Source organism: Paenibacillus sp. Marseille-Q4541 (assembly GCF_018310695.1).
In the GTDB taxonomy this organism is placed as follows: Bacteria; Bacillota; Bacilli; order Paenibacillales; family Paenibacillaceae; genus Paenibacillus.
Window position 1 is genome coordinate 57,520 of sequence record NZ_JAGXCY010000026.1, and the last position, 14,262, is coordinate 71,781.

Sequence of the window (14,262 nt, forward strand, 5' to 3'; positions counted from 1 at the left end):
AAAGGACAATTAATCACATGGTTGAGTGTCTTTAATATGTCAAACTATTTCAGGATACTCTTCGGTCACACGGTAACAAAGAGCCTAAAGTCTATAGACCTTAGGCTCTTTGTTACGACAGTTAGTATGATGTTATTAACTAGTAATAAAATTCCTCATTTTATTGTTTTTATGAATCTCTTCCGTTCCAGCATCGAGGGCAGTCTTGTAATAAGAACGTTTATGTTCAATGACTTCCAAGGTCTTTTGTAGTTCTTCCATTTGTGCTTCTACACTAGCCTTACGTTCCGTAAACATGTCATATCTTTCTTGTAATGTGGAATCACCCTCGGAACACCATTCAATGAAATCCTTGATATCCTTAATCGGCATTCCAGTAGACTTAAGACATTGAATGACCTTTAAAAAGTCGATGTCTGATTCTTTGAATTTTCGCACGCCGCTAGCGGTACGCTCTACAAAAGGCATGAGTCCTTCCTTGTCGTAGTAACGTAAGGTATACACTGTCAAATTCAATTCCTTTGCCACTTCACTGATAGAATACGTCATTCAAGTTCCCCTTTTCTTACTGGCATAGACTTCGAGTTAACTCTAGGATCTTTGGGGATTTTATCATGCTGTATATGGGATGTCAAAGTTAACATAACCACAAAGCAGTGAAGACCTTTCATTTTCAAGCATCCTGAGAGTATCAATTTTCCAAAGACAGTTGACCTAGAGTTAACTAGAGGGATTAAGATGGTTTTGCAAGAGAAAACAGGGATGATTTCAATGAAATTGAAGCTGAGACATGTACTTATACCCACGGGCGTAATTCTCTTGAAAAAAGATAACCTTAGGAGGTTTTATTATGATAACTGCTAAAGCAAGAGCTGTAGATGGTCCACACCAATCGTTTCGGTCAGCTGAAATTAAACGACGTGATCTCGATTTGCATGATGTCCTGATCGAAATTAAATATGCTGGCATATGCCACTCCGATATCCATACTGCTCATGGCGAATGGGGGCAAGTCAACTATCCTCTCGTACCTGGACATGAGATTGCAGGAATTGTCACTGAAGTAGGAGCTGAAGTTTCAAAGTACAAAGTTGGTGATCGAGTTGGGGTTGGATGTATGGTTGACTCCTGTGGAGAATGTGTTAACTGCCGCCAAGGAGAAGAGCAATACTGTCTCAAAGGAAATATTCCTACTTACGCTGGTGTCGATAAATACGGAGAACCTACACAAGGCGGATATTCCACTCACATTGTCGTAACGGAAGACTTCATCGTCCGAATTCCTGACAACATAGAGCTTGATGCCGCTGCACCTCTACTTTGCGCAGGTATTACGACATACTCGCCGCTACATCATTGGGGAGCTGGTCCAGGTAAGAAAGTAGCAGTTGTAGGTATGGGCGGACTTGGTCATATGGCTGTGAAAATTGCACATGCCATGGGTGCAGAGGTAACGGTTCTGTCGCAGTCATTGAAGAAAAAGGACGATGGTTTGCAATTCGGGGCTGATCACTACTACGCTACTAGCGATCCAGAAACTTTCGAAAAACTTGCGGGGTCCTTTGATTTAATTATTAACACGGTAAGTGCGAATATCGACATTAATGCTTATTTCGCACTACTCACTCTGGATGGTACTTTGGTTAACGTGGGTGCTCCTGGGGAACCTTTATCCGTAAACGTAATGTCCCTCATTGGTCATCGTCGTTCGTTTGCAGGTTCAATGATCGGGGGCATTCGTGAGACTCAGGAAATGCTGGAATTCTGTGCAAAACATAACATCGTCCCTGAGATTGAAATTATTTCAGCTGACCAAATTGATGAAGCCTACAAACGTGTGTTAGCTTCAGATGTAAAGTACAGATTTGTTATTGATACAGACACAATGTGAGTTGTGCTGATAAGTGATGTAAGTGATTCTAGTGAAATTATCTATGATCTACCACCATTGAAAAATCACGTTTTAGTGTCTTTTCGTATGATCAGGTTAGCCAGAACTTTCTGGCTAGCCTTTTTTTATTTAGCAACTCGACAATCTAAAACGATATTAGTTTTAACTGGCACTGCTTATGGGCAGTATAAGGTTAATCTCTCTTGTAAACCTTCTAAGACTTCTTGCGGCACTTTCCTAACCTTAATATCCCCACCTAGGAAAAGTAGCCAATTAGTAATTTCAGCCACTTCTTCTGAATTATGAACATTGATATAAGTCTTTAGAAGGGCTGTGGTTTGGTAGGGATTTGTATAGGAAATTGAAACTTTTAATGGATGGTATTTTTTAAACTGGGCAATCGCCTTTGGACCAAGTTCAAGGACAAGGTTGATTATTTCTTCCTGCTTACTTAGTTGTTCTAAAATCCTTTTCTTACTCACCCTTTTTTTGGTAGGGTATGGTTCAACATTGGTGAGATTGTCGACCGGTAAAATCCGCCTTTTTTCTTCCTCTAAATCAAAAACTTCAATTAGCCATAGGCTTTTTTTATGATGAAGGTGCAAGAGATACATTGGATAAGACTTTATTACATTCTCTTCTTTGACAGTAACCAATATATAGTTATCCAAAAGAAGAATCTGGATGAGTTTTTCTAACATGGGATGGGGAAGGTCTGATAGATCAAGCAAGTCGGGATTATGGGGATTGGTCCCTTCAAAAAGCAATAGTTGATTTAAAAGTACAAGGTCATCCTGCTGGTTTTCTGAGATGAGACCCAGTAATTTTTCGGCTAAAGACTGACGACTCTTTAGATACGGGAGTTGTTGATTTCTTGTGGCCATAAAAGCAATAAAAAGAGCTTTAATTTCATTATCCGTAAAGCGGACAGTGGGGAGGACAGAGTTGCTCATGACAAAATAACCACCATCCCTCCCGACTTCAGCGACAAGTGGCATCCCCATGGCTTCAATTTCTCTGATATCTCGAATGGCTGTCGAACGAGAGATGTTAAATTCTCGCATGATTTCAGAAATGGTAAAGTGGGCACGGTTGTTAATATACCGCATGATAATATTGATCCGTTCAACTTTTTTCATCTGGCCCCCCTAAACAGTATCATATTTTGACATGATTTAAGGCTATTATAAACCTATCAAGTGAAAAGACAAATCAATTGATAAAATGAAAGAGGACGGTGCTAAATATGCAAAATTATACCATTGAGGAAAAAGACAGCTTTATCGTTTTAGGTATTGGAACGGAGCTCAAGAGCGATTACACAGATTATGTTGGCATTAACAAGGAAAAGGCCGACTTTTGGCAAACCATCAAACAAGATGGAAGGCTTGAAACTTTAAAGGCTATAGCTACAAATAACTACATTTTTGCAGTGAACGAAGCGGTAAATAACAAGATGATGCATTATGCTGGCGTTATGACAGAGGAAACATTACCAGAAGCAACCAGAGTGATTCAATTCCCTAAAGGTGAATACTTAGTTGTTAAAGGGGAAGGGATTACAGCGGAAGAGTTGAGTAATATGCTTACAGGTATTGCTTTTGGTCAAGCTTTGCCAGAAGCAAAGGATGTTGCCTATGTTGGTGGGCCGAATACAACGGTTGAGATGGGGCAGCGAAACGGCTTAGTGTTTGGTGAAATGTGGATTCCAGTGGTTAGGAAATAAAGAGAAGCTTCCGATGCGAGTTTTGCCGAAGCAGGTTCTAAGAAGACATGCTCGCAAAACTTTAGTGAATGCTTCCGATGCGAGTTTTGTCCGAAGCAGGTTCTAGAAGGAATGCTTGCAAAACTTTAGTGAATGCTTCCGATGCGAGTTTTGCACGAAGCAGGTTCTAAGAAGACATGCTCGCAAAACTTTTAGGAGGGATGAAAATGTCCTATATCGTTGATTTTAAAAATGTGTCTACGGTTGGTTTAGAGTCTTCACCAGTAGCAGAAGCGCTTGCTGGTTTACGAGCGAATGAAGCCCGTTATTTTATGAACAAATACAAACATGAATTTACGGTTGTATCTGCTAGTGAGAGCCAGGAGACCCTTGATTATGTGAACCAAATTTTGAAAAAAGAACGAGATATTGAGTTTGCAGCCAAACCTTTAGAAACATCGCGTTTTCAAGTTGAAAATATTCAATTTGCCTACGTCTTTTACGAAGATGGTCTTGGACTCAATGTCATGTATACGGTTGATGACCCTAAGAAGCGTGCTGTTGGTTTTAAGCTTTCTGAGGGGATGGAGGTACCAAAGGAATTAGAAGGGAAATTTAAGTTTGCCAGACAGAAATCTAAACTTGCTGGAACCATTCGGGGTTCGTTTTTTGTAATTAAAGGTGAATATTAAAATGTTCCACTACAGTGGGGAACTGACCACATAAAGTAAGACAATTAAAACACCTATCTGTATCTAACTGAATTATCCCTTCGGAAAAATGGAATACCTCTTTGGAGAACCTTGGATTTATACCAAGGTTCTCTTTTCTTTAATTGGCACATAGTATTTGCCGATTAGATGAACAAGTAGATATATTATACAGCGATATATGAATAAATTATGTAATAGTAATGCAGAAATTGGCACCATTCATAGTAATTTATTTCGGATAACATTTCGCCTTTATGCTTTTAGGGAAAGAGTGAGTTGCACACCTCAGACTCCTAAAAAATTGGAAAACTTCCTATAATCTCATCTCCTGTTCACACTCTCCCTTTGAAAAGGAATTTTTATAACAATCGCGAGATCGTATAGCCAATATCCAAATGTGTCTTGAATATAACGTGTATGTGTGCTAAGTCTTTATTCAAGCTTATCGCCCATTCCTGATGATTACGCCCTCATTGTACAAAAATTTATCCCATTTGACTTTCCAATTTACATCTAATAGGATCAGAAACATATAATAGAAGAGGTTGTGTAAACATGGTTGCAGAACATATCAAAAATGAACGTTGGGTACACTTTGTAGATTGGGAACTTGGCCCTGCGTCTCGTGTTAAGGATTTAGTTCTCTTGGGATATGACCATTTCAACAAGGCAACACCTTTAACGAGTCATATACATGAAGATGCATATGAGTTTGTCTATGTTGATCAGGGGGCTGTCGATTGGGAAGTTGGCGAAGAATCCCATCGTACGAATGCGCAGCATATCATTCATACAAGACCGAGCGAGCTTCACCGTGCCAGCTTTGATTACATTGGACCATCTACAATTTGGTGGATGATTATTCGTGATCCTGCTCGAGAGAAAGATTGGTTTGGTCTCCAAGAGGAAGAGCGTCAGATTTTCGTCAGATGGATGCAGAGTTGTCCTCGCATTCAATTGGTAAGTAAAGATGTTGTAATTTATTTCAAACGATTGAAAGAGCTTCTTCAGCAGCAAGGTACAGAGTTACTTGAATTTCAGATTCGTCATTACGTTCTGGAGCTTTTGCTGCATATTCTGCATCATCCGCAGCATGTAATACAATCCCCAAACATGCATAATTACACGGAGTTACTGAAAGAAAGACTTCAGCAGAATCCTATTGAACGATACTCGATTGGACAGCTCGCGAAGGAGATGGGGTTAAGCGAGTCGCATTTTTATCGCGTGTTCCGAGAAACAAATGGACAATCGCCTACGTCGTATATGGAGCGAGTTCGCATGGACTATGCATGTCAAATATTGAAGGAATCGAAGATGTCGATAACGGATATCGCAATGGAACTTGGCTTCAAGACGAGCCAGCATTTTTCTACGGTATTCAAAAAAGTGATTGGTGTGACGCCTAAAGCGTGGAGGATACAAAATGGGTGTTGAAATTAGAATCTACATTGGTGCAGTGAATACATAATAGGGGTAGTATATCTTTTTTTAGCACTAATTGAGCAAAGAGTACGGGCAAAATAATTTAATAGTAGAAAAAGTATACATGGACGGTCACAATTTTTTTACTACATATTTTAGAACTTTATTCCAGATAAATTCGTAGATATCAAGATGGTCTAGAATTGTTAAATCATTCAAAGAGGAAGTTATAAATGAAAAGAGGTATAACGTTAGCTTTATGGAGCATTTCTACAGTAGTAATTTCAGCCATAGTTCTAAACTTCTATTTAAGCTATTTTACACTTGCATATGCCTTGATAGGGGTGCTTTTTCTTTTAATATCCGGATGGGGATATGTAGTTCAAGACAGACTATTGTTCTGATCAAGATGAACAAAGCAAGAATCCGGTACATGTTTGGGCTTAAATTGTTACTGATTGGATTAAAATCAATTAAGGCTAACTTATTTTTGAATTTACTAGCACAGAATCAAGAATTAACTCTATAATAAATTTGGTTATAATAATTTACTTTATGATTATGATTTACAAGATTTATAATAATACCAAAAAATAAAATGTGTTGGTAATATTCCCTTCCGTAATTATTACTTTTATTTTGTTGATTTTTCTATGGTACAAAAGCTTGCAGAAACATGGTTAAGAAAAGATTACTCAGCTAAATAATATCTGGATTTTATTCATTATCAAGACCTAAATTAAAAAAGACAAATAAAAGGGCGTTACATATTTTATATGACTAATATGTAACGCCCTTTACTTTTTATTAAACTAAAGCCCTCACTAAAGAGAAATTTTTTTTAAAGTTACAACAATAAATAGTCTTTTGAAGGGTGTAAAAATATCTATTGTAGCCTACCTGACTAGCATGAACCCGGTTACTGAAGAGTGTACGCTAGCCATTTTCTCCGTTCTTACTTAAAACAGCATATATTCCGTTAGCCTTGCCTTAAGTCCCCGCTCAAACACAACGTTTCCGTTCATATAAGTTTTCAATATTTTAGCCTTTTGTAATTCCTCTGGAGTCAATTCGAACAAATTATCATCTAAAACAATAAAATCCGCTTTCTTCCCAACTTCGATGGATCCAATTTTCTCCTCCAGCCCCAGTTGATAAGCGCCATTTATCGTATAACCTTTAATTAATGTTTCAAGCGAAATCTTCTCGTCTACTGGAGGTAGTACGTCCTTATTATCGCTCCAAACATCTTGTCTCGTTAAACCAACCGCCATATTATTGAACGGATTAGCTCCAATAAAGAATGCACTAGCTGGAAAATCACTACCGAAGCTTAGCCGGACGCCCGCACGATCGACACTGTTCATTAGCATTGTTTTCTCATATCGCTCTTTGCCCAATGTATTAAGCGTGCTTTCGCTCGGAGTCGCCCATACAGGCGTTGTTGATACCACCACATCTTTCAACTTGGACAATCTCTCTATCGCCTGATCCGAATAAACTTGCACATGTCCAACGGATTTCCTTGTTGGAGTATTACCTTTATTCGATTGTAAATACTCGAAGGCCTCGAGCGCATTGTTCAACGCCTTATCGCCTATGGCATGTACATGGGTGTTGAAGCCAGCTTCATCAATATGCGTTACAAATGATTTTAACTCATCAACTGGGAAAAGAACATGGCCATTGGATCCATCACTGTATGGTTGCTCCATAGCAGCAGTTTTTCCCTCAATTGTCCCATCATAATGAATCTTCATCGTATTTACATCGACCAATTCCGAGTCGTACTTCTCATGAAGCTTCTTTAATGATTCTACCGCAGTAGGGACAACAGTAGGTGATTGTACCATATAACTACCCGAGACACGAAACGGAAGCAATCCCTCCTTCTCAAGCTGGCTAAGCCCCTCGAAGCCTTCATTTTCCAAGCCCATCATACCCGCATCATAGACTGTTGTAATGCCGAGTTGAGAGAATACAGGGAATAAACTTTTCCCTCCGCTAACTACGGTATCCTTCGTGACCACCGACAGTTTTTTTAGGAGAGGGTTATACGTCTGGGATTCCATAAGCAACCCCGTCGGATTTCCTTTACTATCTCGTACAAAATAATGGGCGCCCGGAATAGGATCCGGTGTATCTTTATTAATGCCACCAACCTCCATTGCTTTGCTATTGACCCAAGCCGTGTGACCTCCCTCATCGAGAATGAAAATCGGACGTTCACGATCAATTTGATCTAAATCAGCAGCAGTGGGCTTATCTTTTCCGAATACTGATAAATCGAATCCCATAGCTGTTATTACTGGCAAATCTTTGTTTTTGTCCGCATGTTGTTTGATCAGCTCCAAGACATCTGCCTTATTCATGCTAGGATCCACTTGTAACATGTCCGATAGAGCAGCGGCCATAGTAGGATGCGCGTGAGAATCAACAAACCCAGGCATAATCATTTTACCCTTTAAGTTATGCACTTTCGTATCTTTGTCAATATACTCCTCGGCTCCGGTTGAGCTTCCTACATAAATGATGTTATCTCCCTCGATTACCATCGCTTCCGCCCATGGTTGCTTGGAATCTACAGTATAAATTTTGGTGTTAATAAAAGCTTCTTTCTCATGTTGTGCTGGTACCTTAAAATACGAATAGGCAAGATATCCAGCCGCCGCAAGTAGTAACAAAAGCACGACGAGTGATACCTTTGTCATTGTCTTCAATACATCAAACTCCTTCACAAACACTTATTCGTAAGTATAAATAATGTGTTTATTTATTATTTTCTGATACAATGCCGTTCATAATCGTATCAATTAATGAATGGATGCCTTCATCTGTAGTAATGTGATTGGCAAGTAAAAATCTGTGGTCTAAAAGTTCACGCAATAAAACAGTCATCATTTTGATCAAAAGCGTTACATTGATAGGACGAATACTTCCGTTTTCTATCCCTTCTTCCAAGACCTGTTTAACATAATTCCATTCGTCATCAAGAAACTTTGTAATTCTCTTCCATTCCTTGGGGTGATATCGTTTCAATTCTTCTAAAAATCTTGGATCAACAACAACACTTTTTTGAGGCATAATCGCTAATATCTCTTTTAATTTGTCAATTGTACCCAATGTCGTATCTTGATAAATTCGCTCTTCTTTCACTACTATCTCTTTCAAAATTCGACTGACGATTGTAGCGACAATTTTCTCCTTTGAGGAAAAATGCTCATATAGCGTTCGTTTACTTACCCCCAATCTGGAGGCCAAATCACTCATTGTAAATTTTAAACCCTTCATATTTATTTCTTCAATTGCTGCTTCCAGAATTCTTTCGTACATACAACACCCCTTTTTCAATGGTACCACAAAAGTTTTTTCGGTACCAGCAAATCAAATTCTACCCTTCGATGTATATATTGTAGGACTCTTTCTTGGGATGGCTCCAGAATAAGCTTCAACTTTTGAAGTAACATACAAATTTAAGGACAAGAACGTAGTACTATTCCCGATTTAGATGGATATCTAATCAGTCTAATCAGTAGGATAGTTTAGTTATAAACATACTCCACCAAAAGTAGTGTGGTAAAATATTTACAGTAATTTCAGGAGGTATCAATATATGTGCATATTGAATTTTTTTACTTACATATGATCACAAGAGAGTTTCTGTATAAGTTATTTCAGTTATAGGGCAAAGAAAATAATTGTATTAATAACATAATTTTATCTTTTTATTAAGCTAACAAGCAGTATTGTTTTAGATCAATAAGGATAACCGTAAAGAGATAAATACTTTTTTAGGGGGGAAATAGTTATGCTAACATTTAGGGAGATAGATAGGAACAATTTTTTTGATGTTATTAAGTTAGAGGTGCTAGATGAACAAAAAAAGTTTGTAGCGACTAATTTGTTTTCCATTGCACAGGCAAAGGCATTTCCAGAATGTTCATGCTTGTCTATATATCACGATGAAGTTTTGGTGGGATTCACGATGTATTGTATAGATTTTGAAGATAATGAATATTGGATCTATCGTTTAATGATAGATGCTACGTATCAGTCAAGAGGCTATGGAAAAGCAGCGATGGAGAAACTTATTGACAAGATTAAAGAAGACAAAGAACATCAAGTTATTTATATAAGCTTTGAACCAGATAATACTAGGGCAAAGCATTTATATGAAAAATTAGGTTTTGAAGCAGATCATCGAATGATAGATGGGGAAATTGTTTATAAGCTAGAGTATTAATTAATATTTTGTGCAATCCTGAACAAATGAACGGATATCTAATTCGTCTCAAATAATTGCCTAATCCTCTCAAAGCCATTCTCTTCTAGCAAACTAATGACGTATAATCAAATAAAAAACTCATTAAGGAGGGGCCAATGGTTGAAGAAATAAGAAACCGACAAGATAACCTTACAAGACTGATTAACCGCCATTGTAAACAAACAGGAGTATTGCAGACAACAATCCCCTCTCTGTTACTTATTCGTTCAGATAAAGTGGCGGAGCCTGCCTACAGAGTATTCAGTCCTTCCTTTTGTTTCGTTGCTCAAGGGTTAAAAGAAATTTTTCTGGCTGAGGAACGCCTAGAATATGGCCCATCTAATTATCTGATCACATCTATGAACCTTCCGGTAATCGGGCAGGTAATAAAGGCTTCACCTGAGGTTCCGTATTTGAGCATAAAACTTGAATTTAGCCAGAATGAAATTTTAGAAGTTTTGAAAGACGCTGAAATTCATGCCAATACAAAGGATAGTGCTTCACGAGCCATGTTCGTCGGTCAGATCGAATTATCTATATTGGATGCCTTACTCCGTTTGGTTCAATTGCTGGATTCTCCTGAGGACATTCCGTTCCTTGCTCCTATTCATAAGAAAGAGCTTATTTATAGACTTCTTCAAGGGCAATATGGGGTAACGCTTGCACAAATTGCAATGGAAGGGAGTAATACCTATCGTATCAGGGGGGCAATCGACCAAATTATCCAACATTATGATCAACCATTAAGAATTGAAGAACTTGCAGATGTCGCTAATATGAGCACTTCTTCGTTCCACAGACATTTTAAGGAAATCACAAATATGAGCCCGCTTCAATTTCAAAAACAGCTTCGGTTACAAGAAGCCCGGAGTCTTTTGTTAATGGAGTCCGGAGATGCTACTGAGGTTGCGTATCGGGTTGGTTATGAAAGTGCATCTCAGTTTAGCCGAGAATATTCTCGTATGTTTGGATTTCCTCCCAAGGCAGACATCAAGCGAATGAAGGAAACATTTGAGCAAATAGAGGGAAATACTGATCAAAATCTCATTGGGATATCCAATTCGTAAAGGATGAAAATCATTCGTTCTCAGAAAAACTCATCAAAATAAAGAAAGGTAGCTGGTCTTAATCCAGTTACCTTTTTTCGTTTACGAAACAAATCAGAAGATATCTCAATCGCCGGTGGCATAAAGGCAGCGATGTTTAAGAGGAACAGGCAATAAAATGATATGAATAGGATATCGGTCTTCCATCCATTTGATACATAATTAGGAGTACATAGGCAAGAAGAATTGAATAATAAATGGAAGAGAGGAATATTCAAATGGAATATGTGAAACTTGGAAACACAGGCTTAGATGTATCTAGGCTTTCCCTTGGATGTATGGGGTTTGGTGATGCAAAGCAATGGGTTCATCCATGGGTACTTGATGAGGCGGATTCTCGAACTATTATAAAAAAAGCATTGGATCTAGGAATTAATTTTTTTGATACGGCAAATTGGTATTCGTTAGGAAAAAGTGAAGAATTCCTAGGACGAGCGCTCAAGGATTATGCCAGCCGTGATGAAGTTGTCCTTGCAACCAAAGTCTGGGGTCGCATGCATGAAGGTCCCAATGGAGCTGGTCTTTCCCGAAAGGCAGTCATGAGTGAAATAGATAAAAGTCTTAAGAGACTGGGAACGGATTATGTAGACCTATATATCATCCACCGATGGGATTACAATACGCCAATTGAAGAAACGATGGAAGCGTTGCATGATATCGTGAAAGCAGGTAAGGCAAGATATATTGGTGCTTCTGCTATGTTTGCATGGCAGTTCCAAAAATCATTACATGTAGCGGAGAAAAATGGGTGGACTAAATTTGTGTCCATGCAAAATCATCTAAATCTCATTTACCGTGAAGAGGAAAGAGAGATGATACCTCTTTGTAAGGAAGAAAAAATTGGGGTGACCCCATATAGCCCACTTGCTTCCGGGAGATTAACCCGCGATTGGTCAGAAACCACACATCGATCCGAAACTGACCAAATTCAAAAGTCTAAATACGATGGGACGGTGGATGCTGATCGGTTAGTAGTAGAGCGAGCTGCATCAATCGCAGAAAAACTGGGAGTTCCCCGTACCCACATCGCTCTTGCTTGGTTACTGCAGAAAGAACAAGTAACAGCTCCTATTATTGGTGCTACGAAGATGTCTCACCTTGAAGTTGCCGTAGGAGCTCTATCGGTTAAATTAACACCTGAAGAAGTTGCGTTTCTAGAAGAGCCTTATGTACCTCACCCAATAGTAGGTCATAATTAGATTAATGATACAAGTGAGACGGTTGAGAATGAACTGGAGGCATCTTTATATCTTACTACAGAGGATAAACTCTTAACTCTCAAGAATATAATCATTGAGTCTTTGTATTATCGTAACCCCAATTAATCTGCTGGTTAGCCTAAAGTCAAGTATTAGCTAAAAGTAAGAAAAAAGGATAAAATAATAAGGCAGTGTCCCCTAAATCAGAGGTCTAACTGCCTTATTTTATTGGCTTTCTTTTTGTAATTATTCATGTAGACAAGATATTTTACGCTCTCTTAGACTTTGTGATAGCGTCCTTTGAAAATATAAGCTAACGTAATTAGCATATAAATGGCCATGGTACTCATTGTTACAATTATAGAAGTCGTAAAGATAATTCCTATCAGAATAGCACATAAAGCAATAATGGCTATCCATGTTGTGTAAGGAAAGAATTTTACTTTGTAGCCACTTGTTTGTTCAGGCATATTTTTACGTGATTTTAGATGAGCAAACGCAATGATTAACCAGATAAATAAAACGGTATATCCTAGTGACCCCATTAAATAATCAAACGTTTTACTTCCTGCAAACAAAGATATGATTACACCAATATATAAAAAAGAAGTACATAGTAAAATTGCGTAAACAGGAACTTTCTTTTTAGATAGACGGGAAAAAATTTGTGGTATAAGTCCATCCATCGCTTGTGTGTATAGAACACGGGATGCCCCATATAAACCAGAATTCATTGATGAAATAATTGCTAGTAGGATAACGGCATTCATGATGTGATCAGCACCTGGAATTCCTATCATTTTAAATACCATTACAAACGGACTTTCGGGTACCCCGTTAACTTCTGTCCATGGGATTAGACTTACAATGATGAAGAATGGAATGATATAGAAGGAAACGATTCGTAATAATGTATTGCGAACGGCGCTCGGAACAACTTTTTCTGGGTTTTTCGTTTCAGCCAACGTAACACCAATAATTTCTGTACCTCCATAAGAGTAGATCACAACAAGCATCGCTGTAATAATTCCTGTTGATCCGTTGGGAAAGAAACCACCATGCTTAGTTAAGTTAGAAAAACCAACAGCTGTATGATTTCCAAAGGTGAAAAGTAATAGCAAAAAACCAGCAATAATAAACACAACAATAACCGTAATTTTAATTAAAGCAAGCCAGTACTCTGTTTCAGCAAATACTTTTACTGACAATAAGTTAATGACGGTCACGATTACAGATACGAAAAGGGCGAGCATCCAAATTGGATATTCCGGTAACCAGTATTGAATAAAAATGGCTGCAACGACAGCTTCAGCTGTAATGTTTAATACCCACATTTTCCAATAGATCCAATCTAGAAAATAAGCGGGGTATTTCCCTAGAATCGACTCTACTAAATCTCTAAATGTTCTTGCGTTACTATTGCGGACAGCCATTTCAGCGAGACCTTGCAAAACGAATAATAGAATAATTCCACCAATCATGTATGCAATAATAACCGAAGGACCTGCCATATCAATGGCTGAACTACTTCCTTTAAATAATCCGGCTCCAATAGCACCGCCTAAAGCCATCATCATAATATGGCGAGAAGTCATTGTTCGCTGCAATTTCTGGTTGTCTTTCTCCATAACAATACCTCCAATAAAATACGAATATACTTACCTTAAAATAGAAGATTACTTCATCCTATTCACATAGAAAAAAGGCATGTCGTTTCTTCCTTCATAATCAAATGAAAGAAGAGACGACATGCCTTAGGCAAACCGCGGTACCACTCTTGTTAGTTCATAATGAACCCAGCTTAAAAACCTTGTAACGAAGGTTACTCGTTAAAACATATAGAATAGTTAACTATTCTTTCCGTCTTACCACTCCTGGGCGAGTTCGGAGCATTATTGGACTGCTTCACACCAACCGCAGCTCTCTTTACCAAATAATAAACTCTTACTACTCCCAATC

General features: G+C 38.3%; 12 protein-coding genes and 1 other annotated feature. Of the genes, 7 read left to right on the forward strand and 5 right to left on the reverse strand.

Translation table 11 applies throughout. From position 1 onward, the window contains the following. Positions 1-135: 135 nt before the first annotated feature. Complete coding sequence (locus tag KFT32_RS20500) at positions 136-549, reverse strand: MerR family transcriptional regulator (protein WP_211749346.1); 414 nt, start codon at positions 547-549, stop codon at positions 136-138. A gap of 301 nt (positions 550-850) precedes the next feature. Between KFT32_RS20500 and KFT32_RS20505 the strand changes: the two genes are divergently transcribed. Then, the gene (locus KFT32_RS20505) at positions 851-1,891 is read left to right on the forward strand and encodes an NAD(P)-dependent alcohol dehydrogenase (RefSeq protein ID WP_211749347.1); all 1,041 of its coding nucleotides are present in this window, start codon (positions 851-853) and stop codon (positions 1,889-1,891) included. Between the two features lie 176 nt (positions 1,892-2,067). Here the strand turns inward: KFT32_RS20505 and KFT32_RS20510 are convergent, their stop codons facing one another. Next, a complete protein-coding gene (locus tag KFT32_RS20510) occupies positions 2,068-3,030 on the reverse strand; it encodes a helix-turn-helix transcriptional regulator (protein ID WP_211749348.1) in 963 nt (320 codons plus the stop codon). Between the two features lie 107 nt (positions 3,031-3,137). On the opposite strand from KFT32_RS20510, the gene KFT32_RS20515 reads away from it, so the two are divergent. From KFT32_RS20515 to KFT32_RS20525, 3 genes are all read left to right on the forward strand, one after another. Beyond that, positions 3,138-3,617: a GyrI-like domain-containing protein gene (locus tag KFT32_RS20515; protein ID WP_211749349.1), complete on the forward strand. Its 480-nt coding sequence runs from the start codon at positions 3,138-3,140 to the stop codon at positions 3,615-3,617. A gap of 206 nt (positions 3,618-3,823) precedes the next feature. Then, the gene (locus KFT32_RS20520) at positions 3,824-4,288 is read left to right on the forward strand and encodes a phage tail protein (protein ID WP_211749350.1); all 465 of its coding nucleotides are present in this window, start codon (positions 3,824-3,826) and stop codon (positions 4,286-4,288) included. Between the two features lie 576 nt (positions 4,289-4,864). Then, positions 4,865-5,746: a helix-turn-helix transcriptional regulator gene (locus KFT32_RS20525; protein WP_211749351.1), complete on the forward strand. Its 882-nt coding sequence runs from the start codon at positions 4,865-4,867 to the stop codon at positions 5,744-5,746. A 947-nt stretch (positions 5,747-6,693) separates the two neighbouring features. Here KFT32_RS20525 and KFT32_RS20530 read toward each other — a convergent pair. Together KFT32_RS20530 and KFT32_RS20535 are read right to left on the reverse strand one after the other, a co-directional pair. Further along, positions 6,694-8,445: an amidohydrolase gene (locus KFT32_RS20530; RefSeq protein WP_249436028.1), complete on the reverse strand. Its 1,752-nt coding sequence runs from the start codon at positions 8,443-8,445 to the stop codon at positions 6,694-6,696. Positions 8,446-8,503: 58 nt separating this feature from the next. After that, entirely contained in the window at positions 8,504-9,067 is a 564-nt protein-coding gene (locus KFT32_RS20535) for a TetR/AcrR family transcriptional regulator (RefSeq protein WP_211749353.1), read from the reverse strand. Positions 9,068-9,542: 475 nt separating this feature from the next. On the opposite strand from KFT32_RS20535, the gene KFT32_RS20540 reads away from it, so the two are divergent. The 3 genes from KFT32_RS20540 (at position 9,543) to KFT32_RS20550 (ending at position 12,303) form a co-directional block, all read left to right on the forward strand. Beyond that, the gene (locus KFT32_RS20540; protein ID WP_211749354.1) at positions 9,543-9,977 is read left to right on the forward strand and encodes a GNAT family N-acetyltransferase; all 435 of its coding nucleotides are present in this window, start codon (positions 9,543-9,545) and stop codon (positions 9,975-9,977) included. Between the two features lie 137 nt (positions 9,978-10,114). Further along, positions 10,115-11,065, forward strand: a complete 951-nt coding sequence (locus tag KFT32_RS20545) for an AraC family transcriptional regulator (protein ID WP_211749355.1) — start codon at positions 10,115-10,117, stop codon at positions 11,063-11,065. A gap of 257 nt (positions 11,066-11,322) precedes the next feature. Continuing rightward, positions 11,323-12,303 carry an aldo/keto reductase gene (locus KFT32_RS20550; RefSeq protein WP_211749356.1) on the forward strand — a complete coding sequence of 327 codons (981 nt, stop codon included), beginning with the start codon at positions 11,323-11,325 and terminating at the stop codon, positions 12,301-12,303. Between the two features lie 278 nt (positions 12,304-12,581). Here the strand turns inward: KFT32_RS20550 and KFT32_RS20555 are convergent, their stop codons facing one another. Continuing rightward, the gene (locus KFT32_RS20555; protein ID WP_211749357.1) at positions 12,582-13,931 is read right to left on the reverse strand and encodes an amino acid permease; all 1,350 of its coding nucleotides are present in this window, start codon (positions 13,929-13,931) and stop codon (positions 12,582-12,584) included. 109 nt (positions 13,932-14,040) lie between these two features. Further along, positions 14,041-14,262: a binding site (T-box leader), on the reverse strand. This feature is flagged as partial in the annotation.

Excerpts from the sequence above, each read along its gene's own strand:
- KFT32_RS20500 (WP_211749346.1), bottom strand. The coding sequence starts at position 549 with ATGACGTATTCTATCAGTGAAGTGGCAAAGGAATTGAATTTGACAGTG.
- KFT32_RS20505 (WP_211749347.1), top strand. The coding sequence starts at position 851 with ATGATAACTGCTAAAGCAAGAGCTGTAGATGGTCCACACCAATCGTTT.
- KFT32_RS20510 (WP_211749348.1), bottom strand. The coding sequence starts at position 3,030 with ATGAAAAAAGTTGAACGGATCAATATTATCATGCGGTATATTAACAAC.
- KFT32_RS20515 (WP_211749349.1), top strand. The coding sequence starts at position 3,138 with ATGCAAAATTATACCATTGAGGAAAAAGACAGCTTTATCGTTTTAGGT.
- KFT32_RS20520 (WP_211749350.1), top strand. The coding sequence starts at position 3,824 with ATGTCCTATATCGTTGATTTTAAAAATGTGTCTACGGTTGGTTTAGAG.
- KFT32_RS20525 (WP_211749351.1), top strand. The coding sequence starts at position 4,865 with ATGGTTGCAGAACATATCAAAAATGAACGTTGGGTACACTTTGTAGAT.
- KFT32_RS20530 (WP_249436028.1), bottom strand. The coding sequence starts at position 8,445 with ATGACAAAGGTATCACTCGTCGTGCTTTTGTTACTACTTGCGGCGGCT.
- KFT32_RS20535 (WP_211749353.1), bottom strand. The coding sequence starts at position 9,067 with ATGTACGAAAGAATTCTGGAAGCAGCAATTGAAGAAATAAATATGAAG.
- KFT32_RS20540 (WP_211749354.1), top strand. The coding sequence starts at position 9,543 with ATGCTAACATTTAGGGAGATAGATAGGAACAATTTTTTTGATGTTATT.
- KFT32_RS20545 (WP_211749355.1), top strand. The coding sequence starts at position 10,115 with ATGGTTGAAGAAATAAGAAACCGACAAGATAACCTTACAAGACTGATT.
- KFT32_RS20550 (WP_211749356.1), top strand. The coding sequence starts at position 11,323 with ATGGAATATGTGAAACTTGGAAACACAGGCTTAGATGTATCTAGGCTT.
- KFT32_RS20555 (WP_211749357.1), bottom strand. The coding sequence starts at position 13,931 with ATGGAGAAAGACAACCAGAAATTGCAGCGAACAATGACTTCTCGCCAT.